At 41.8% G+C, this 20,934-nt stretch carries 16 protein-coding genes; 10 read left to right on the forward strand and 6 right to left on the reverse strand.

The genetic code is table 11. The features are described from left to right. Positions 1–157 precede the first annotated feature (157 nt). Positions 158–1,252, reverse strand: a complete 1,095-nt coding sequence (locus tag U3A58_RS10765) for a glycoside hydrolase family 43 protein (RefSeq protein ID WP_323823430.1) — start codon at positions 1,250–1,252, stop codon at positions 158–160. 363 nt (positions 1,253–1,615) lie between these two features. Here U3A58_RS10765 and U3A58_RS10770 point away from each other — a divergent pair, with 363 nt between their 5' ends. From U3A58_RS10770 to U3A58_RS10785, 4 genes are all read left to right on the forward strand, one after another. Further along, the gene (locus U3A58_RS10770; RefSeq protein ID WP_323823431.1) at positions 1,616–2,152 is read left to right on the forward strand and encodes a gluconate 2-dehydrogenase subunit 3 family protein; all 537 of its coding nucleotides are present in this window, start codon (positions 1,616–1,618) and stop codon (positions 2,150–2,152) included. Positions 2,153–2,158: 6 nt separating this feature from the next. After that, positions 2,159–3,853, forward strand: coding sequence for a GMC family oxidoreductase (locus U3A58_RS10775; protein ID WP_323823432.1), 1,695 nt, complete (start codon positions 2,159–2,161; stop codon positions 3,851–3,853). Between the two features lie 77 nt (positions 3,854–3,930). Next, positions 3,931–4,794: a sugar phosphate isomerase/epimerase family protein gene (locus U3A58_RS10780; protein ID WP_323823433.1), complete on the forward strand. Its 864-nt coding sequence runs from the start codon at positions 3,931–3,933 to the stop codon at positions 4,792–4,794. Between the two features lie 16 nt (positions 4,795–4,810). Further along, positions 4,811–5,110 (forward strand): Dabb family protein, encoded by a 300-nt coding sequence (locus U3A58_RS10785; RefSeq protein WP_323823434.1) that lies wholly within the window; start codon positions 4,811–4,813, stop codon positions 5,108–5,110. Between the two features lie 11 nt (positions 5,111–5,121). On the opposite strand, the gene alr is transcribed toward U3A58_RS10785, so the two are convergent. The 3 genes from alr to U3A58_RS10800 are packed head-to-tail and all read right to left on the reverse strand — an operon-like array spanning position 5,122 to position 9,503. Next, complete coding sequence (gene alr, locus U3A58_RS10790; RefSeq protein ID WP_323823435.1) at positions 5,122–6,279, reverse strand: alanine racemase; 1,158 nt, start codon at positions 6,277–6,279, stop codon at positions 5,122–5,124. After that, a complete protein-coding gene (locus U3A58_RS10795; RefSeq protein ID WP_323823436.1) occupies positions 6,273–8,261 on the reverse strand; it encodes a hypothetical protein in 1,989 nt (662 codons plus the stop codon). Before U3A58_RS10795 ends, alr begins: the two co-directional genes overlap by 7 nt. Positions 8,262–8,279: 18 nt before the next feature. Further along, positions 8,280–9,503 (reverse strand): ATP-grasp domain-containing protein, encoded by a 1,224-nt coding sequence (locus U3A58_RS10800; protein WP_323823437.1) that lies wholly within the window; start codon positions 9,501–9,503, stop codon positions 8,280–8,282. A 20-nt stretch (positions 9,504–9,523) separates the two neighbouring features. Here U3A58_RS10800 and U3A58_RS10805 point away from each other — a divergent pair, with 20 nt between their 5' ends. The 5 genes from U3A58_RS10805 to U3A58_RS10825 all read left to right on the forward strand — a co-directional run bounded on the left by U3A58_RS10805 (position 9,524) and on the right by U3A58_RS10825 (position 15,805). Continuing rightward, positions 9,524–9,649 (forward strand): hypothetical protein, encoded by a 126-nt coding sequence (locus U3A58_RS10805; protein ID WP_323823438.1) that lies wholly within the window; start codon positions 9,524–9,526, stop codon positions 9,647–9,649. 1,784 nt (positions 9,650–11,433) lie between these two features. Next, complete coding sequence (locus U3A58_RS10810; RefSeq protein ID WP_323823439.1) at positions 11,434–12,099, forward strand: 3-keto-disaccharide hydrolase; 666 nt, start codon at positions 11,434–11,436, stop codon at positions 12,097–12,099. A 29-nt stretch (positions 12,100–12,128) separates the two neighbouring features. Then, on the forward strand, positions 12,129–13,478 hold the full coding sequence (locus tag U3A58_RS10815) for a Gfo/Idh/MocA family protein (RefSeq protein WP_323823440.1): 1,350 nt from the start codon (positions 12,129–12,131) through the stop codon (positions 13,476–13,478). 316 nt (positions 13,479–13,794) lie between these two features. Beyond that, complete coding sequence (locus U3A58_RS10820) at positions 13,795–14,478, forward strand: ABC transporter ATP-binding protein (RefSeq protein ID WP_323823441.1); 684 nt, start codon at positions 13,795–13,797, stop codon at positions 14,476–14,478. Continuing rightward, positions 14,456–15,805: a TolC family protein gene (locus tag U3A58_RS10825; RefSeq protein WP_323823442.1), complete on the forward strand. Its 1,350-nt coding sequence runs from the start codon at positions 14,456–14,458 to the stop codon at positions 15,803–15,805. The genes U3A58_RS10820 and U3A58_RS10825 overlap by 23 nt, the downstream gene beginning before the upstream one ends. A 222-nt stretch (positions 15,806–16,027) precedes the next feature. Here U3A58_RS10825 and U3A58_RS10830 read toward each other — a convergent pair whose 3' ends face one another. Further along, positions 16,028–17,710, reverse strand: a complete 1,683-nt coding sequence (locus tag U3A58_RS10830) for a DUF2207 domain-containing protein (protein WP_323823443.1) — start codon at positions 17,708–17,710, stop codon at positions 16,028–16,030. 55 nt (positions 17,711–17,765) lie between these two features. Further along, the gene (locus U3A58_RS10835) at positions 17,766–18,326 is read right to left on the reverse strand and encodes a LemA family protein (RefSeq protein WP_323823444.1); all 561 of its coding nucleotides are present in this window, start codon (positions 18,324–18,326) and stop codon (positions 17,766–17,768) included. 335 nt (positions 18,327–18,661) lie between these two features. On the opposite strand from U3A58_RS10835, the gene katG reads away from it, so the two are divergent. Further along, on the forward strand, positions 18,662–20,917 hold the full coding sequence (gene katG / locus U3A58_RS10840) for a catalase/peroxidase HPI (RefSeq protein ID WP_323823445.1): 2,256 nt from the start codon (positions 18,662–18,664) through the stop codon (positions 20,915–20,917). Positions 20,918–20,934 lie beyond the last annotated feature (17 nt).

The following is a 20,934-nucleotide window of genomic DNA, read 5'->3' on the forward strand; positions in this document are numbered from 1 at the left end:
AAGACTACATTTAAGTCTTGTTTTTCCACACCTCAAAGTACATATTTTGAGTAAAACAAGAAAGGCTAGCCGAGTAATCGACTAGCCTTTTAAACTATCTACTTTTGAGACAGCCTCATTTTTATAGATAAAGGGTTTGTTCTTAGTTTTACCTTCCTTACCTGATAGGCTCTATAGTCTGGATACTGCCATCTTCCAAATGTTTCAATGGGGCAACTTTGATATTTCTGAGATGTGTTTTCCCGGAAAGTTGTGTGTCGTGATAATAGATAAACCAACTTCCGTCCACTTCTACGATTGAATGATGATTGGTCCATCCTGCTACAGGATCCAGAACTACACCTTTATAAGTAAAAGGCCCATAGGGATTGTCAGCTGTTGCATACGCGATGAAATGCGTGTCGCCTGTAGAATAAGACAAGTAGTAGGTTCCCATATATTTGTGAATCCAGGCAGCTTCAAAAAATCTTCTATCATTATCTCCGTTCAGAAGTTCGTTGCCATTTTCGTCCAAAATCTTGATTTCTTGAGGAGTCTCAGCGAACTGTAACATATCCCCACTCATTTTAGCAATGATAGGGCCTAAAGCTGGTTCATCATCTACTGGAAGACCGTCTGTGGGTGCGCTTCCTTTATCATCGAACTGATTGTCTCTATACTTCTGCAATTGCCCTCCCCAAATGCCACCAAAATACATGTAATATGATCCGTCTGAATCTTCGAAAACTGAAGGGTCTATGCTGTAGCTTCCTTTGATAGGTTCAGGCTGAGCAGTGAATGGACCTGTAGGTGAATCGCCCACTGCCACACCGATTTTAAAGATATCCTTTCCATCCTTTGCGGGAAAATAGAGGTAGTATTTACCGTCTTTCTCTGCCGCATCTGGTGCCCACAGCTGCCTTTTTGCCCAAGGAATATCCTCCACGTCCAGTATTTTGCCATGATCTGTAATTGCTCCGCTAGGGGAATCCATGGAATAAACATGGTAATCCATCATATTGAAATGAGCTCCTAAATCATCTTCGGCAACATCAGATTCCACATCATGAGATGGGTATATGTAGATTTTGCCATCAAAAATATGAGCAGATGGATCTGCTGTATAATGATCCGTAATCAGGGGTTGAGAAAGAAAGGCAGAGGTACTGTCGGTAACATCGTCTTCGGTAGATTCATCAATCTGGCTTGATTTGCTGCACGATGCCATTGCAATAATGGCGAAATACGCCAGCAAATACGTTAGGTTTTTCATAAATAGGTTTGATTAGTTGACTGTTTTTGAATATAAGTATATAATGTATATCCGCTTTTCTACCAGAAGAGATTCAAAATCAACATAAGAGTTGGTGAACTCAATAATTGAGGCTACTTCGGTCACCCGTCTTCGGTCTTAAGTCCACCTAAGCAACGAAAATGACATCACTGGCAACAGTGCGGATAATCATTTAATTATAAAAGTGATTTTCAGTAAAAATGTACTTATGAATTGGGAATTACAATGAATTAATTTAGGAGAACTCCATTAGTGCTAGTGATATACCATTGGTGGATTTACCTGGTTGGATGTAATCTAAAACCTTATATTTAGGACATTAATAGTAACCCAATTAAACCTATGAATCGAAGAAAATCACTCAAAATCCTGGGCGGTTCAGCCGTGGGGATAGCCGGACTCGTGCTGGCAGACTGGAAGTGGCAGCTACTCGATGGTTTTAACCACGAAGGCTTTTTCACTGCAAAAGAAGAAAAACTCATCTCCAGCATAGCAGATACAATCATCCCATTAGGGATTCCAGCCAAAACTCCAACTCCTAATTCCAAGCCTATTGGTGCAATAAGCACAGGGACGGATGTTTATTTAATGAAGCTTTTTGAACATTGTTACGAAAAAGAAGATCAGGAGAAAATCAAACTACAACTAGCTGCCTTGAATGATAGAGGTTTTGTAAAAGCTTCTAAGGATGAGCGTGAAGCTATGCTCTTAGCACTGAATTCTTCAGAAAAAGAAGATGAGCGTGAGTTCTTTGACCTGATGAAATCGCAAACGATCACTGGATTTACGACTGTCAAAGAAGTTATGGTGGATTATAGAAATTATAAAGTAGCACCTGGCTATTACCACGGATGTGCCGATTTACCTGCCCAAACCTAAACTATTATGTTACAAGATTCAAAAGAGAAAAGAACCTATGACGCAATCGTAATAGGTTCAGGAGCTAGCGGAGGCTGGGCTGCTAAAGAACTTACCGAGAAAGGCCTAAAAACTCTCGTGCTAGAGCGGGGAAGAATGGTTAAACATATTGACGATTACCCAACCGCATCGAAAGCCCCTTGGGAATTTGAGTTTCGAGGAGCAGTGCCCTTGGATAAAAGATCAGGAGTGGGTGGAGGACGTTGGCTTAGAGAGGAGACTGCCCATTGGGCTTTGGCGGATGATGAGCAACCTATTATTCAGGAGAAGCCATTTAGGTGGTTCCGTGGATATCATGTAGGGGGAAAGTCGCTGCTGTGGGCAAGAGCTACACAGCGTTGGAGTGATTTTGATTACGAAGGTCCGGCACGTGATGGATTTGCAGTTGATTGGCCAATACGCTACAAGGACATGGAGCCTTGGTATGCACATGTGGAAAAATTTGCTGGGATCGCTGGGAATAAGGATGGACTCGCCGAGTTACCTGATTCGGATGTGATGCCGGGATTCGAGTTGAGTTGCATAGAGAACTATTACAAGGATCAGCTGGCTTCGAATTTTGACAATCGCTACTTGATCCAAGGTCGCTGTGCACATTTGACTGATCCACAGGAAATACATAAGCAACAAGGAAGAAATAAATGTCAGCATCAAGGGATGTGTAATCGAGGGTGCATGTATGGAGGTTATTTTTCCGCAAATGCTTCCACCTTGCCATGGGCAGAAAAGACAGGAAACCTGACCGTCCGACCAGATGCTGTGGTGGAGTCGATTATATATGATGATGCCAAAGGCAAAGCAACGGGTGTCAGAATCATCGATAGGAATACGAAAGAAGCGATAGAGTTTTACGCCAAAATAATCTTCGTCAATGCTTCTACTATAGCCTCTAATGCCATTTTGCTAAATTCAAAATCTTCTACTTTTTCCGGAGGAATAGGAAATGAAAATGGATTGATGGGGAAATTCCTGGCATGTCATAATTACCGGGGTAAAGGAAATGCAAGTTTTGAAGGCTTTGTGGATAAATTCAATGATGGAAGAAATCCAGGCCATGCCTATGTACCACGATTCAGAAATGTATTCAAACAAGACACCGATTTCCTACGGGGGTATTCCATTGGGATGTCCGGTGGAAGAGGGTTGGGTTCTGACACGAGCATGATTGGAGATCAGCTTCGTGATAACCTACTCAATCAGAAGTATGGAATTTGGCATATGGCAGCCTGGATGCAAGGCGAGACAGTTCCAGTAGAAGATAATCATATTCGACTAAGCACCGACCAAGTGGATAAATATGGTATTCCGCAAATCATCCTATCGGTGGAGTGGAAAGAAAACGATGATAGGATGGTGGCAGATTTTGTCGAACAACAAACGCTGATGTATGAAAAGGCAGGATTTACCAACATCAAAGTAGAGGATTCTCATTCTGATCCAGGTTCGGACATACACGAAATGGGAGGGGTACGAATGGGACGAGACCCGAAGACTTCGCTTCTGAATGAATGGAACCAACTCCATCACTGTAAGAATGTCTTTGTTACAGATGGCGCATGCATGACCAGCACAAGTACTCAAAACCCAACACTTACCTTTATGGCAATGACTGCGCGCGCTGCTAATTACGCAGTAGATGAGCTAAATCGACAGAACCTGTAAATAATCCGCTTTCGACAGTTGACAGTCCAAAGTGAAGTAGTAATTTTCCAATCTTAAAATTTTCTAATCCTTTCGAAATGAAAAAAATAAACATACTAATCCTTGCCGTTTTAATGATCGGCTTGTTTCCATCTTCAACTTTTGCACAGAAAAAAGGAGACCCACTAATGCAGGCACCACTAGGAGTGCAGGCCTACTCTTTCCGAAATCACTGGGGAAATGGCGTAGAATCTACACTGGATATCATTCAGAAAATGGGTTTTACCGAGCTGGAAGGTGGTGCGCCAAAAGGAATAACGACAGAAGAGTTTCTTAAACTTTGCGAAGCCAGAGGAATAAGTATCCCGTCCACCGGTACAGGATTTGAACAATTAGAATCCGATCCTCAGGCGGTCGCTGATCGGGTAAAAGAATTGGGAGCTAACTATGTGATGGTGGCTTGGCTGCCTCATAATGGAGACTTCACCAAGGAGAATGCAGATCGCGCTATCAAGGCTTTCAACGAGGGAGGGAAAGTGCTGGCGGAAAATGGGATCACATTTATGTACCATGTCCATGGCTATGAATTCCAGCCTTACGGTAATGGCACATTATTCGACTACATCGTCAAGAATACTGATCCAAAATATGTATCCTTTCAAATGGATGTCATGTGGACACACTTTGGTGGAGGAGATCCAGTGGCTTTGTTGAAGAAATATGGCAAAAGATGGGTTTCACTGCACCTGAAAGATTTCCGAAAGGGAGCTCCCAAAGATATGACTGGTTTGACTGGTCCTGAAAATGATGTGACCCTAGGAGCTGGCGAACTGGATATCCCAGGTATTCTTCGCGAATCTAACAAGCTTGGAATCAAGCATATGTTTATAGAAGATGAAAGCGATGAAGAGCTAGAGAATTTGCCCAAAAGTATCGCTTACCTTAAAAGCTTAACTTATTAAGAATCAGAACTATCCTATGCTTACACACTCCATTTTCTTCAAGTTGAAATTCCCGAAAGGGTCGGCTGAGGAACGTGAATTCTTACAAGGTGCAGCGAAATTGGCATCCATTCCGGGGGTTAAGAATTTTCGAGTCTTGCGTCAGCTCAGTGCTAAAAACAAGTTTGATTTTGGCTTGTCTATGGAGTTTGAAAATCAAGACCAGTATAATAATTACAATCAGCATCCTGACCATGTCCTTTTCGTAGAAACTTGCTGGGCAAAGTATGTAGTCGATTTTATGGAAATAGATTTCGAGGAGCTGGCTGGGGTTTAGAATACAGTGAGTTATTTCACAGTTTTTCTAGGAATGGCCGCAGGTAGTCGGCTGAGCATTTCATTATTGAGCAGCTGAGTCACTTGTGAAAATGAACTTATATTGATCGTATTGTTATTTTGCCGCCCCACCAGCACCACCTCATCACCTACTTTCACTCCAGAAAGGTGCGAGACATCTACCATGAAAAGATTCATATTGATCAGACCTACTATCTGTACTTTTTTTCCCTTAATAAGCACATGGCCAATGTTAGATTGTGCACGTGGATATCCATTAGAATAACCCAGCGGCATGACCGCTACCTTCATGTCCTGAGAAGCTTGATAGGATGTGCCATACCCGATAAATTCACCTGCATCTACATCCCGAACGTCCATCACATCAGTTTTCCAGGTAAATATCCTCTTGAGCGCCCCATCCGATTGCTTACCGATCTCTTGCAAATGCATGTAATAAATATCTGGGCTGGGCCAAAATCCATATTGTGCCACGCCAATTCTTACCATGTCATAAACGGTGTCTTTATAAGCCAAAGCAGCAGCAGAACTAGCAATGTGTCGAATCTCCGGCAGGATGTTCTTTTGCTTACATTGCTTTAGGAAATTTTTGTATCGCTCATGCTGCATGGTGATTTTAAACTGGTTCGAAAAGCTTTCCGCTCCACCAAAATGTGTGCAAAGACCTTTGAAAGCTATTTCTTCATCATTCTTCTTTAAAAAATTTAACGTTGCGGTGAATTCACTTTTGCTCAGTCCTGTCCGGTTTGCACCTGTTTCTACTTCAATGTGAACTTTAGCCTGCTTACCGAGCCTTTTAGCCGATTCAAGAACAAGCGGTAACCTTCCATAATTGAATACATAAAACTCAATATCGTGGCCAACAGCCCAATCAATATCTTCATCATAAAGAATACCCATGATCATGACATCACTACTGGCTGACTTTGCCTCCAGCACTTCCTCAGCTTCAAAGGCTGATGCTGTTGCAAAATGGTTCACGCCGGCTTTTTCTGCCATTTTCACAAATTCACGAATGCCATGACCATACGCATTGGCTTTTACAACAGAAGATATTTTCACCCCATCACCGATTTTTTTTTTAATGAAATTAATATTGTTCGTCAGCGAGGATTGACTCAGTTCTATTCTCGACGAATGTCTTACCATAGTTTAGTTTGTTGAATCCAGATATAAGATTTACCCCAGCTTTCTCTTGCCAACTTCTCTACTTTATTTAGCTCCTCAGCAGGGACTTCGTTAATCCTAGTTGTAACATCCAAGGGACTGTAATGAAAAGCATAAACTCTTGCCGCAAACTGGTAAAATGGTAGCGAGGATTCACCTTGTTTTTCACCATTTCCATGCACTGAGGGCATTATATCCTGACCCCAGTCCTGACGGCCTTCATTGTTGGGATTTAGAAAATAGGCACGCATTTCACCTGAAGGACTTTCTTCCACTCGCAGTAGCGAAACAGCATGAAAACCGATCATATCACCTTTGTTACTCGTGATGAAAATACCCACAGGATTAGGATACACCATGTGTTGGTTTCCGTTGAACTCCGGATGAAAAGCTGCATAAAAGATACGCTCATACCCCGCAAAGTCCAGAATGGAATTACTCAAATAATCATAGCATGAGGCAAAACCCACTTGAATCCAGTGGCCATACATGGCAGGATTGACCCACTTATGAGGATCATCCCATCGTCCGGAGGAAAGCCTCATCATCTCATTATAGATTTTGTCCAAATGAGGCACCAAAACCACTGATACCACATCTAGATTATAATCTAACTGATCGACTAGCCCCTTTATCAAATTATTGGAAGTAAGGTTTTGATTCTCAAAACGCATGATCAAATTATTCTGGGTTGATACAGTAATGATCATGTCGATTAATTTGGCAGGCGAATGCTGACTCCACATGCTTATTCCTCTTGCAGATTGGCAAGTTGGATTATTGCCCTGACCGACACCAAGTGGTTGACCCAAAACTTTGATTGTTCCCCCGATCAAATACTGCAAGGCGGTTATTTCAGCATCACGGCCAATCAAGGATTTTAAAATCCTTTTTTCCACCTGAGAATTAATCTTGATTTTGCGTAAGTTTTCTAAGCCCACACGTACCGGTCTTCTGGAAAACAAATTCTTGCCAAGCATACGAGCAAGCCCATAGATACATTGACAATTATCCCAGCTCACTGTATCCAAAATCAATAAGGAAATCAACTCATGAAATTTCTCCCATTCAGCAATCCCTCGATCATTAAGGTCAAGGCAGATGGGGACAAGATTTGGATTTTCGGTAACAATATGCTTCAATAGGATGGCATGATAACCACTGACTAAACCTGTCGCATTCATATACTCACCCATTTCATGCGACTCCGAAGCCAATGTGGTTTCATTAGCCTCCGCTACAAACTGACGATAAGGCTCCTTCCCTTCATTATCTTTCGCGCCTTTGGAAGGAGCATGTAATGCATTGATGTAAACACGAATAGCACGGTCTTTTTCCGAACCTCCAGTGGTATCAAATCTCCGCCTTACCAAACTAATCAGTTCTCTGGCCTTCTGCGTACGTATAGGGCGCTGTTCGCAGATCATCTGTACTTCTACTATAAGCTTTTCGTAAACCCCATCTAGGTCCATTTCAGACATGATAAAGCCAAAAAGGTTGAATGCCTTTTTTAACTCTCTTTCAGACATTTGAACTCTAGTTTCCTCATTTGGCTCTCGTAGGGCAAACTCCAAATTATGTACAATCACCTCTTCCATATAGCGCTGTGCATCCTCTGCAGAAAGTGCTGCATGAACATCCTCTCCTTTTGAATAGCGCAACATCCGGAGTTCTGAAAGTGTCTCAAAGCTGGAAGATGGGTGGCCATATTTTAGCGTTCCCTTGACCAAAAAGGGAATGAGCTTATCTGGTTCACTCCAAGAAGTGCCTTTGAAAAACTCGGCGCGATCAAGTTCTGCGCTTTTACTATAAAGATGAGCAAGACCACTTCTGGTCAAGCTCAAGATATCGATGTGACTTGCTAATTTATTCGCTTTTTCCTGCTTGGTAAGCGCTCCGGAGTCGATAAACTCCAGAAGATTTTGGTCAAAATTACTAAATACCTTATCGGTTGTTAACTCCATGTATTGCGTCTGCTATTTTTATACGTAAAACTCTTCCTCTTCATAATGCTTCAGCAACTCAGTCATACGATCCGGATCTTCTCCTCGAAAGTTGATAGTTCCAAAGTGATTTCCAAATCCATCTCGATCACCGCTGAGCTTCTGACCTTCGTATGGTGCAATAAGCGTATGCTCTACAAAGTAGGGCTCATTGTTAAGCGATTCGGGGATTTCAAGCTTTGAGAATTGACGCTTGCGAGGATAAATCATCACATTGCCATGATAATTTGTGGGCTTAAAGTCCTTTGCAGGAAAAATCTCATCAAGTTCCTCTTCTGTTACATTGGGATCATGGCAGATCACAAAAGCGGCCAGTGCATCGAATTCATAGGACTTAGAACAAAGTTCTAATATATGTCCACCGGGTATTCTGCATGCGGTTTCCCCGAAATTGAGCTCATCCTTTTCCGTAAGGAACCACTCAGGATGCACCATACCATACTCAATCCCAAAGATGTCCACCATCTTTTGTACTTCCTTGTGAATTAAATCACGTTTGCTTTCCAAGTATCTTCCCTCAGGAATAAAATTGGAATAGCCCAACTTGACATATTCTGTAATATTCAGGAATCGAATCTTGCCTTTATTGATAAATGCCTCGCAAGAAAACTCGCGTCCAGGCAAATGACTCTCTGCCAGACATGGGAAATCACTATCCTCACATTTTTCATCAACATCACTCGGAGAACGAAGCAATCTGTGGCCTACTGTACCGGCAGAAGCAAAAGGCTTGATATGCACCCAGCTATCTTCTTCTCCGTCCAATTGAAGGTTAGCTTGATTTAGTCTCTTCATAAAGGCTTTTACACCTTCCTTGTTGAAAACTTCCTCAAATAATCCGACACGTAAACCACCAATTAGCGCCTTACGCTTCATCATGGCTTTATTTCTGAACAAAAATGCTCTATTGAGCACACGTGGATCTCCACGATAGATAGAATTCAATGCGCCAGCCCACTCTACAGTTTCTTCATAAAGCGGTACAGCTACGTCTGCATCAAAGGACTTCAGCTTTTCGAATAAGTCAATCGAGTTTGATGTATCACTCCATTCGTCCAGTGGGTAGGAGATAAAAGGGATATTATTTTCAGTTGCGTAAGGTTCAAAATCTGCAAAGGAAACCACCACGAAAGGTCTTCCGGTTTTTTGCATACTTTCTATTACAGGCAGACTCCAGCCTATTAGTGCGAAACATTTAGCCATTATATTTTTATAGTTTAGGATTGAAAAAACTCATTAAACTTGCCTCCAGATCTACACAGGATGTGATGAAGAGAATTGGACAGATTTGTCGTTCAGACCAAGGCAGGTATCTAGACAATGCTTCTGGGCAGTGGATGGTTCCATAAAAAAAGAGTTCCTTAGGTGAGTGCAGCTGATTCTTAGAATAATGAAAAAAAGGATGGTGTATGGGCCAAGATTACTTTTTGGCTTGCCTAAATCCGGAAGTGGAGTTTATAAAAACAGCTTGCGATAGGGCTGAAACATCTCAATTTCGGAAAGTGGTGTATAGACTTAAGCGAACCTCCACTGAAGCAATTGGCTAGAATAGCTGATTAACTATGACGGTAAAAAAGACCTTCCGTACCAGATCATGCCTAGGCACCAAAGCTAGTTTTAGGCTGAAGGATGTCTTTGAAAGAATCCTGAGTCATAAGTAAAAACACGACTACCAATTTCTTCCCTCAAACAGGCAGCAGCACAGACTTAAACCGATTCTCAGAAAACCCTAAACTAAACCTTATGGGATGTTCGGATGGATTTGTATTTATCGTTCCTATACAAGCACAGATGCCATCAGATGAAGAGCCCCAAGTCAATATTAATTTCCCGAAATCCATTCAAAAATCTCCCAACGCCTCAGGAATGGGAAGCTATGGGAATTACGATGTGAACTTGTACCCCGAATGCATATCGAACATCTCAATTCCCCTTCACACAGTTGAGGAGGGCCGATCATACTTATATCACGCGTCAGATAATAAATATAGGGTTCAGGGAAGTTGGGCTGGTTTTGGGTGGACGGTGGCCTGTATTACGTGGCAGATCCAGAAAACAAGGGATGAGCAGTCTTTCTTTACAAGTGCAAATTTGCATATAGCGATCATATTGCCTCCCTTTCAGTGCGGAAAACTGCCCCTCAGAGTTAAGTGGTTTTTGTAACAAATCCAGTTAACTCTGCCTTAAAATTCTTTATTTTCGATTTATTCTCAGAGGTCACTTCTGTTTTTCAATGAATCGTGTGTTTGCATAATTTTGTTTAAATAATTTACGATAGAGCAAGACCTTGTTAGCGGAAAAGGGTCAGCATAAATCGTTAGCATGAGGTCAACATGATGTTGACCCCCTCTGTTTGTGCTACTCCCAATTCTGTTTCCATCTTGATCAGCAGGAGGCTGCAAAAGGAAAACCGTCCATTGTTCTTGACCACAAACCCGCAGAAAAGCTCTATATAGAATTTTGCGGGGAAGACCTTTATCTATATCGACAGGGAAACTGGAGAACACATGGTAGGCCAGCTTTTTGTTGGCTGACTGCCTTACTCAGATAATGCTTTTACCATGGCTGTGCCATCCCAGAGTACATCTGACTTTCTTTATGCTCTCATTCGGTGGCTGGAAGAATTGATCTGCGATCCATGCCCTTTGAAATAACGTTCTGCTTTGTTCTGCTCCATTTGATTTCAAAATACCGGCTAATTGGAATACGAAAAAGGACAAAAAATAATCCTGACGATAGGTGTCTGGTTTGTGAAAAAAAACTGTAATTGGTAATTTGTAGGTAGTTTTAGGTGGGAGGAAATCAATTGCAATTTGATATATGTAGAACGTTCTAATGATAGCATTACGTAACATCTGTATTTGTCGGGCTTGAGATTGCTTCAGGGCAAAATCGTCAGTGCATTGTTATTCATTTAGGGGGCCTTCTCAATGACGATGTTTACACATATTTTTTACATTGGACATGTTACTTTTTACAAATCCAATCAACATCTTCCCCGAAAAAATCAATAAATCCCCATAGATGTAAATAAAATTTTTAAGTAAGTCAATTAGCTGAAAATTGACATGAAAGGTTAAATTGCATTTCAATTTTAATTATTGGCTGCAATTAAGCAATTCTAAAAACTCCTATGTCCAAATCAAATTCTGTTTTCTTTCTGGCACTTTTTGCTTCTGCAATGACTTTAACTTCATGCACTTCGCAAAAAAGTAGCCCCGGTAATGGCTTCGTCAGACTATTCAATGGCGAAAACCTGGAGGGTTGGGTGGGGAATAAAAGTTCTTACCGAGCAGAAAATGGAATGATTGTGATTGATCCGAAGGGTACTGGTGGAGGAAATCTTTATACTGAGAAGGAGTATGGGGATTTTATCCTTCGATTTGAATTTCAACTCACTCCCGGAGCCAATAATGGACTTGGAATTCATGCACCATTAGACGGAGATGCGGCTTATGTGGGCAAGGAACTTCAGATCTTGGATAATACCGCAGAGAAGTATTCCGAACTTCAAGAATACCAATTTCATGGTTCTGTGTATGGGGTCATACCTGCCAAGCGCGGATTTCTTAATCCTGTAGGCGAATGGAATTCACAGGAAGTGATAGTAAATCATCCGCACATCAAAATCATTCTCAACGGGGAGACGATTTTAGAGGGGGATTATCTAGAAGCAAGTAAAAACGGTACATTGGATCACAAAGATCATCCGGGTTTGCAGCGAAATTCGGGGCATATCGGCTTTTTAGGTCATGGTGATGTAGTCCGTTTTAGAAATATCAGTATCAAAGAACAATAAAATAACCCAGTAATAAATTCACTGAAAACATGAGTAAGAACATTGAGAGTATTGACCGTAGAGATTTTGTCAAAAAGAGTGGTTTAGGGATCTTGGGAGCTGCATTAGCTCCTTCTCTTTTGGCCAGACTAAAAGCCGGCGAACGCCTAAGAACGGCACATATTGGCCTTGGCGGTATGGGTATGGCTGATTTGGACGCCATTTCATCGCATGATTTGGTGGATGTCACTGCGCTGTGTGACGTAGATAGTGTGAATCTTGCCAAAGCCAAAGCCCTTCATCCAAACGCTAAAATCTATACAGACTATCGAGAATTGCTGAAAGAGATGGGTGATCAAATCGATGCTGTGATAGTTTCTACACCAGATCATACGCATGCCCCTGCATCAATGATGGCAATGGACATGAACAAGCCCGTGTATTGTCAGAAGCCGTTGACCCACCATGTGAGTGAGGCTAGAGAAATGAGCAAAATGGCAGCTGAAAAGAATTTGGTGACTCAGATGGGTATCCAGGTTCATTCTTTCTATGATTATAAATTAGCAACCCTGCTTATACAGTCCGGAATCATCGGTAAAGTGCATACCGTCCGTGCTTGGTCACCAAAAGACTGGGGCTACGATGGACCTGAGCCAGAAGGATCTGATCCTGTTCCTGCTAGTCTAGACTGGAATCTGTGGCAAGGGACCGCACCAGAGCGTCCATACAAAGAAGGTTTTTACCATCCTGGAAACTGGAGAAAGATAATGGATTACGGTTGTGGTACACTTGGAGATATGGGAGTACATATTTTTGACACGCCATACAATGCGCTTGAGCTAGACGTTCCTCGTACGATTATCAATGAGTGTCGTGAACCTACCGGATTTGGCTTTCCTGCTAAAAATGTTGTGACCTATGAATTTCCTGGCACTAAGCACACTGCTGAGACATTGAAATGGGTTTGGTATGATGGAATCGGAGCTCCAGAGGCACATGAGGATTTGCTGCTTCCAAATGGAGATGAATTGCCTGATCAAGGAGCAATGTTTATGGGGGAAAAGGGCAGACTCCTATTGCCGCACTTCCAGCAGTTGCCTCGAAAAATCGTGGATGGAGAATATGTAGAAATGGATATAGAATCATTCAATTTGGGTAAGCCTGTAAAAGATTACGATTCTGAAAGCAAGAAGCACTACCACCAGTTTGTAGATGCCTGCCTGGGCAAAGGTGAAACTACTGCGCCATTCTCCTATGCATCTAGATTGACAGAAACTATTTTGCTGGGTGTGATTGCAGGCCGATTCCCTAACGAAACACTGCACTGGAATAGCAAAAAAGCGAAGTTTGCTGAGAGGAAAGCGAACAAATTCCTGAAAGGGAAGTACCGTAAGTTTTAAGAAAGTACTTAGTATTAAGTAGCATGTATCAAGATTACAGGGCCTAGTCTTAAGAGTCAAGAATCTGGAATTGACTATTGATTAATGAAAATTGGATAGTGTCTTTGTTCGCTGGCGAACAAAAACGTTCGAGATAGCAAACTTGATATATGTATAAAAATGCCTCTGGAGTTTATTCAGAGGCATTTTTTTGTGGCATAAAAGTGGAAATATACTTGATAAGAATGGAGAAAAGAGATTGAAAATAATTATGCTCAAATTTTCCACTTTTTCAACCCGCCTCGGCGGACTAGTAATTCAAATATTTCTATTAAAAATGATACAATTAAAGGACCTGGATAAATACATCGAATCTCGTTTCCAGCGGGTGTTTATTCTCAAAGGAATTAATCTTACTATCGACGAAGGGGAATTTATCACCCTGATGGGACCAAGTGGTGCAGGGAAATCCACTCTTCTTAATATCCTTGGCTTACTTGATGAAGAGTATGATGGAGATTACCTATTTGGTGATAGAAGCATCAAATCCATGAAGGATCGAGAGCGTGCCTCACTTCATAAAAGTGAGTTTGGATACATATTCCAAGCCTATCACTTGATTGATGAATTGACTGTGTATGAAAATATTGAGACGCCACTGTTGTATAGAAAAGTCTCTTCCAGTGAGCGCAAAAGTATTATTGCTAATCTGTTGGACAGATTTAATATGGTGGCCAAAAAGGATCTTTTTCCTGCCCAACTTTCGGGGGGGCAACAGCAGCTAGTGGGTATAGCAAGAGCAGTGGCTGGAAAACCCCGAGTACTTCTTGCAGATGAGCCTACGGGCAATCTACACTCCGGACAAGCCAAGGAAATCATGGAGGTGTTCCAGGAATTGCACCGAGAAGGAACTACAATTATTCAGGCTACTCACGCTAGAGAGAATGCGGATTACGGCTCGCGATTAATCGATATGCTGGATGGTAAAATAGAAAAAGATGAAGCGATTATCCATGTATAAAAAGTATATAACCCTTTTGATTGCAGTACTAATTGCGGGTACTATTCGGGCTCAGGATACGCTAAGGCTTAATTTTAGACAGGCTGTTGATTTGGCCCTGGCAGCAAATGTAGCCTACCAGACCCAGTCCAATAACATGGAAGTGCTAAAGCTGCAAAAGCAGTCGGCTCTTCTTTCCCATCTTCCCAATGCAAACATCAATAGCTCCTTTTCTCAGCAGTCAGGACAGCAGTTTCAGCAGATTGAGGGGGAGATAGTAGTGACCAATGTAAGAAATGAGGTAGTCAATGCGGGACTGAATGTGAACATGCCAATCTTCAATTCCGGAAGAAGGATACTGGATACACAATCCTCGAAGCTTGCTTATGAAGCTGGAGAAAAAGGTCTTGACAGAGCATCTCAACAAGTGATGTTCGAAGTGGCAAGACGGTATCTCCAAGTACTTCTAGATGAGGAATTGGTAAGGATTTCTATTCAAAATCTAGATAATCAAAAAGAGCAGTTAAGGCAAATTGAGGGATTTGTCGATGCAGGTTTACGCACCCTGTCAGATAAATACAATCAGCAGTCAGAAGTGGCTAGGCTGGAATCTGTAGCTGTAGATTCGGAATTGCAGCTACAAAATGATCTCTGGGACCTTTCGGAGTATCTGCAGCTTGAACCTGGCGTTATACCTGTATTGGAGTCAGTAGATCCGAGAATTGAAAGCTTGAGATTTGCAGAAATGGGTATGCCTGAGCTGTATGATATAGCTCAGATTAATAGAGCTGATCGTACACAGCAAGAGCTTTTGGTGATGTCTTTCAAAAAGGATATGCAGGCAATCAAGGCCATGTATTATCCAAGAATAGGTGCATTTTATAATTACAATACCTTCTTCACCTCTTTGGATGATCGGAATCTACAGGATCAACTTTGGAAAGTATATCCACAAAACACAGTTGGAATTAGTCTTTCTATACCGATTTTCAATAATTTCCAGACAAAGTTGGATGTAAGTAGGAGTAGGGTTGCCTATAAAAATCAGGTCTTGCAAAAGGAATCGGTTAACAGAAAAATATATCAAGATGTGAAGCTGGCACACCAAAATTATTTGGCAGCGGTAAAGAAAGAAGGGAATACTGAAATTCAGGTTTTGGCTGCTACAGAGGCTCAACTTGCGATTGGAGAGCGATTTCGGCTTGGTATTTCCAATTTCGTCGATTTGGCAACTGCTAATCAACAACTAGTAAGTGCACAAGCTGATCAGGCACAGGCAACATATACCTTGTATTTCCAAGAAGTATTGATGCAGCATGCGCTGGGTACCTTAGAGGTGCTGGAATGAGTGGTGTAAGATTGGCTACATAGCTACATAGATTTCATAGGAAATAAAAGCTATCTCATTTACCCAGAAATCGAGTATGACTCAAGCGTCACACACTGGGATGATTATAAGACTTGCGAGATTCTCCCGATCCGCCGCGGCGGACGGGACAGGGTATGACCTTTAAAAAACAATTATAAACAGATGAAATAAGTTATTAATTGGCTCAATGGAATATCAAGCTTACCAGCTTCCTCCTCCTCCGCCGCCAAATCCTCCTCCTGACGATCCACCACCACCTGAGCTTCCAGAGCTTGATGGAGAACTCACCATAGTTGATTGGGTTGATTTGATTGAATTAGTAAAGGATTTGGAGAAATGATTCATGGACAACATTCTGCCTGTTGAAGAATAATACCAAGTTGGTGGCTCTATATTCAGTGCATCAAATTTTTTCGCCCATTTGTCAAACATTCCAAATGCCAAGGCATAGCTCATCGTGGACTCGAAGTAAGTAGGATCTTCTTTCAAAAGCATTTTGAGCTTGTTTTCCTCAGCTACTTTAATGAATTGTTTGAAGCCTTTCAGTTCGGTTAAAATTGCAGTCCCCTCTTTGTTTTTTTTAATCAGAAATTGACTCATGATAATTAAGAAAATGACTGAAGCGCCAACGGCGATTGTGGCTATTATCCCCCAGTGGAGCAGAAAAGTTGGGACTAGAATGAATAAGGAAAGGATTAACCCAGCAATCGTGAAATTCTTAATTCTTCGTGATTTATTGACATAATAAATTTGTGATGAATCTTTGAGTGTACCTTTTGCCTTGCTCATTGTGGTATAAAACTTATCCTTTAAGCTGCTAACCAGAACTTCTGATCTATTGCCAAATAACCCATCGAAAAGTTGATGCTGATATAAAGGAGTATCTGAATCAAGTTCCTTTAGTTTGGCTAGTTTAGTATCATCCTTAGCAAACCATCCTTTTTTGTCAATTTCTTCTATAGTAATATGGCCTTGTGATGCCCAAAATGGAATTAATGAAATGAGATCATTGGTGTCTCCCGAATCGTCTATCAAGAAGCCCACCATCGCTGGATCCATTCCTTTGGGTGGGTAATAGCTGGTTGTGGTGGTGACATGATCGTCTTTGCCGTGCTTTTTCCAAATACCATAGAATCCAAAGAACACCAACGCTAGGATAATCGTCCAACCGTAATCAGTCCAAAATGGCCAAAACGGTTTGATTTCTTTGATACTTCCCAAAGGTAATTTCAACAGAACTGTTATCGCTTCTCCACCGGAAGAAACCACTTTGGGGTTGCTAGTCCCAGAAAAGACTCCGTTGGAATAGGTAGTTTGGAAATCTGATGTAGGGACATCTGAGCCAACAGTGCCTGAATAGAGAAAGTAATCTCCCTCATCTAGGGTGATTCCATCAGGCAAATGCACGTTGAAATCAATTTCATAAAATGGTGCATTCCAGTCACTAGGCTTGATATTCCAATAGAATTGTATCGCTTCCTTCTCATGCAGGAATGCATTCTCTACTCTATATCGGATTTCATACTCTTGAGGACCTTCAAGGGTCACATCTGCATCACCGATTTTGATTTGTAGGTTATCGGACATTTTTTGTCCCAAAGCTGACGGAGCATCAAACATATAACCGGGAACTTCAATGTCGCTTAGTTTGATTTTACGCGTTTCTTCCTCAGTATTTTCCGTGAGCAAATCGTAGGAAGTCTGAATATTCCTAAAAATCCCGTGCTTCGGTACTTCAAAATTGAGATTGTATTTCTCGACTACATCAAAGTAACCAGCTTCGTGAATCGTAATATCCACAGCATAGGAAGTGACGGTGAAATCTTGCGCAAAGAGTTCAAGCTGCGCAAAAAACAAGAAAAGAAGAAATGTGATTTTTTTCATAAAAGTGCTCATATCTGCAAAACACAGCTGATGTTTTGAGGCTTTTAGTCTGTAATCAGGAAAAACTCACTTTTACATTTTCTCTGCTTTCTGGCTCTGCCTCGAAATAGTCAAAATGCTGGTAATTGAACATTCCTGCGAAAAGTACTCCTGGAAAACTTTCACCATAGGTGTTATTTTCTCTGACAGTGCCATTGTAATAGCGTCTGGCTCGCTCTAGATTTTCTTCGATCTCGTTTAGTTTGTCCTGAAGTTGTAAGAAATTGGTGTTTGCCTTTAGATCAGGATAAGCCTCACTGAGTGCAAAAATGCTTCGGAGAGTTTTTTGAAGCTGATTTTCTGCTTGGATTTGCTTGTTGATATCGCCAGAAGGTACAGCCATCGCTGCGTTTCTGGCTTGGATTACGGCTTCCAATGTTTCTTTTTCATGGCTTGCATAGCCTTTTACAGTTTCTACCAAATTAGGAATGAGATCGTAACGCCTTTTGAGTGCGACATCTATATTGCTCCAACCATCTTTGACTGTGTTTTTATTTTTTACAAATCGATTGAAAATACCAACGAGAAAAGAGCCAATTATAAGACCTATAGCAAGAATAATGAGAAGTGTTACCATGTTGGGATAGTTTAGGTAGTATGTTGTAGGTAGGTAAGGAAAATACAGTTCATTGTTCCAAATAGCAATGATTTTTCACTATCAAAATACCACCTTTTATTGAAAACTCAAGAAAAGGAGCAACTTGTGGCTGAGGATAGTTCAGAAGGAAATCCTACACTGGACTGTTTCGGTATTATTTGATAAATTAAAAAATATCAAACCAAATTTATTGACAAACTCAATCGCAAGAGCAAAACAGTCATAGTTTTTATCAATGGGTTTTATAATTACATAAGAAGATCTTTTGGTAAATTAGCTTTTCGAAGGACTAAAATTAAAACACACCTAATATTATGGATAAACACAATAACCCTCATCATTCATCGAAAGACCCTGTTTGGGATGTGAATGATAGTGAAGCAAAATGCCCTTTCACCAGCGGTGCCGTACACAAGACGGCAGGCGGAGGAACTAAAAATAGTGATTGGTGGCCAAACCAATTGAACTTGAATATCCTGCGTCAGCATTCTTCGAAGTCTGATCCAATGGATAAGGATTTTAACTATGCTGAAGCATTCAAGTCTTTGGATTTAGCGGCTGTGAAGAAGGACCTAGCTGATCTGATGACAGATTCACAAGATTGGTGGCCTGCAGATTTTGGTCATTACGGCCCATTTTTTATCAGAATGGCTTGGCACAGTGCCGGTACTTACAGAATTGCCGATGGTCGTGGCGGTGGAGGATCAGGATCTCAGCGTTTTGCTCCGCTAAACAGCTGGCCTGATAATGCTAACCTAGACAAGGCTCGCCTGCTACTGTGGCCAATCAAACAAAAGTATGGAAGTAAGCTTTCTTGGGCAGATTTATTGATTCTTGCAGGTAATGTTTCTTTGGAAACTATGGGATTGGAAACTTTTGGTTTCGGTGGTGGACGTGAGGACATCTGGGAGCCGGAAGAGGATATTTACTGGGGTTCTGAAGGTGAATGGCTAGGAGATGAGGAAAGATACAGCGGGGATCGCGAATTGGAGAATCCATTGGGAGCATCTCATATGGGATTGATCTATGTGAACCCTGAAGGTCCAAAAGGACAGCCTGACCCGATCGGAGCAGCGCATGATATTCGTGAGACCTTTGGCCGAATGGCCATGAATGACGAGGAAACTGTAGCACTGATAGCTGGTGGTCACACCTTTGGTAAAACTCACGGAGCAGCAGATCCAGGCGAGTACGTAAGTCATGAACCTGCCGGTGCACCCATAGAAGAAATGAGCCTAGGCTGGAAGAATACCTATGGAACAGGGAATGCTGGACATACAATCACCAGTGGTATTGAGGTGACTTGGACTTCCACTCCTACAAAATGGAGCAATAGTTTTTTTGAGAATCTATTCAAATACGATTGGGAACTCACAAAAAGCCCAGCCGGAGCACATCAATGGACTCCAAAAGGCGGCGCAGGAGCGGGTACAGTACCTGATGCACATGATCCGTCCAAGAAGCATGCTCCATCCATGTTGACTACTGATTTGGCCTTGAAGGAAGATCCTGTCTATGCGAAGATTTCCAGACATTTCTTCGAAAATCCCGATGAGTTCGCAGATGCTTTCTCTAGAGCTTGGTTCAAATTGACTCATAGAGATATGGGGCCAGTCGATCGATATTTGGGTCCAGAAGTACCTACCGAAGAGCTGATCTGGCAAGATCCTATTCCTGCTGTCACACATGAATTGGTGAATGATACGGATATGGCTTCTTTGAAGGCTAAGGTCTTGGCATCAGGTCTATCTGTTTCTGAATTGGTATCTACTGCCTGGGCTTCTGCTTCTACTTTCCGTGGATCAGATATGCGCGGCGGTGCCAATGGAGCTAGAATTAAACTTTCTCCACAGAAATATTGGGAAGTCAACAACCCTTCTCAGCTTGGAAAAGTGATTGATAAACTGGAAGCTATTCAGAAGGAATTCAACGATAGTCAGGCTGGTGGAAAACAAATATCTTTAGCTGATCTAATTGTATTGGCGGGATGTACAGGAGTGGAGCAAGCTGCTAAAAATGCGGGTCATGAAATAAAGGTTCCTTTTACCCCTGGTCGAGCTGATGCTTCTCAAGCACAAACTGATGTGGCATCTTTCGCCGCTATGGAGCCAGCAGCTGACGGTTTCCGTAATTACTACCGACCTAAGCACAAAGCTTCAGCAGAAGAAATGTTAGTAGATCGAGCTCAGCTTCTCAAGCTCACTCCACCTGAAATGACGGTACTTGTTGGTGGGTTGAGAGTATTGGACACGAATTATGACAATTCTAAGCATGGAGTATTTACAGCAACTCCAGGAGCTTTAACCAATGACTTCTTTATTAATGTCTTGGATATGGGGACTACTTGGAAGGCTGCAGATAGTGGACAGCATGCTTTTATTGGTTCAGATCGCAAGACTGGTGCGGTGAAATGGACTGGAACGCGCGCTGATTTGATCTTCGGATCTAACTCAGAACTCCGTGCTTTATCAGAAGTTTATGGTTGCGCTGACTCTAAGGAGAAATTCCTGAAGGACTTTGTCGCAGCTTGGAATAAAGTAATGATGCTCGATCGCTTCGATCTGGCTTAATTATAATTTCTTGGATT

Origin of the sequence: Algoriphagus persicinus, from assembly GCF_035156415.1 — a bacterium.
Classification (GTDB): domain Bacteria; phylum Bacteroidota; class Bacteroidia; order Cytophagales; family Cyclobacteriaceae; genus Algoriphagus; species Algoriphagus persicinus.

Excerpts from the sequence above, each read along its gene's own strand:
- U3A58_RS10765 (WP_323823430.1), bottom strand. The coding sequence starts at position 1,252 with ATGAAAAACCTAACGTATTTGCTGGCGTATTTCGCCATTATTGCAATG.
- U3A58_RS10770 (WP_323823431.1), top strand. The coding sequence starts at position 1,616 with ATGAATCGAAGAAAATCACTCAAAATCCTGGGCGGTTCAGCCGTGGGG.
- U3A58_RS10775 (WP_323823432.1), top strand. The coding sequence starts at position 2,159 with ATGTTACAAGATTCAAAAGAGAAAAGAACCTATGACGCAATCGTAATA.
- U3A58_RS10780 (WP_323823433.1), top strand. The coding sequence starts at position 3,931 with ATGAAAAAAATAAACATACTAATCCTTGCCGTTTTAATGATCGGCTTG.
- U3A58_RS10785 (WP_323823434.1), top strand. The coding sequence starts at position 4,811 with ATGCTTACACACTCCATTTTCTTCAAGTTGAAATTCCCGAAAGGGTCG.
- alr (WP_323823435.1), bottom strand. The coding sequence starts at position 6,279 with ATGGTAAGACATTCGTCGAGAATAGAACTGAGTCAATCCTCGCTGACG.
- U3A58_RS10795 (WP_323823436.1), bottom strand. The coding sequence starts at position 8,261 with ATGGAGTTAACAACCGATAAGGTATTTAGTAATTTTGACCAAAATCTT.
- U3A58_RS10800 (WP_323823437.1), bottom strand. The coding sequence starts at position 9,503 with ATGGCTAAATGTTTCGCACTAATAGGCTGGAGTCTGCCTGTAATAGAA.
- U3A58_RS10810 (WP_323823439.1), top strand. The coding sequence starts at position 11,434 with ATGTCCAAATCAAATTCTGTTTTCTTTCTGGCACTTTTTGCTTCTGCA.
- U3A58_RS10815 (WP_323823440.1), top strand. The coding sequence starts at position 12,129 with ATGAGTAAGAACATTGAGAGTATTGACCGTAGAGATTTTGTCAAAAAG.
- U3A58_RS10820 (WP_323823441.1), top strand. The coding sequence starts at position 13,795 with ATGATACAATTAAAGGACCTGGATAAATACATCGAATCTCGTTTCCAG.
- U3A58_RS10825 (WP_323823442.1), top strand. The coding sequence starts at position 14,456 with ATGAAGCGATTATCCATGTATAAAAAGTATATAACCCTTTTGATTGCA.
- U3A58_RS10830 (WP_323823443.1), bottom strand. The coding sequence starts at position 17,710 with ATGAAAAAAATCACATTTCTTCTTTTCTTGTTTTTTGCGCAGCTTGAA.
- U3A58_RS10835 (WP_323823444.1), bottom strand. The coding sequence starts at position 18,326 with ATGGTAACACTTCTCATTATTCTTGCTATAGGTCTTATAATTGGCTCT.
- katG (WP_323823445.1), top strand. The coding sequence starts at position 18,662 with ATGGATAAACACAATAACCCTCATCATTCATCGAAAGACCCTGTTTGG.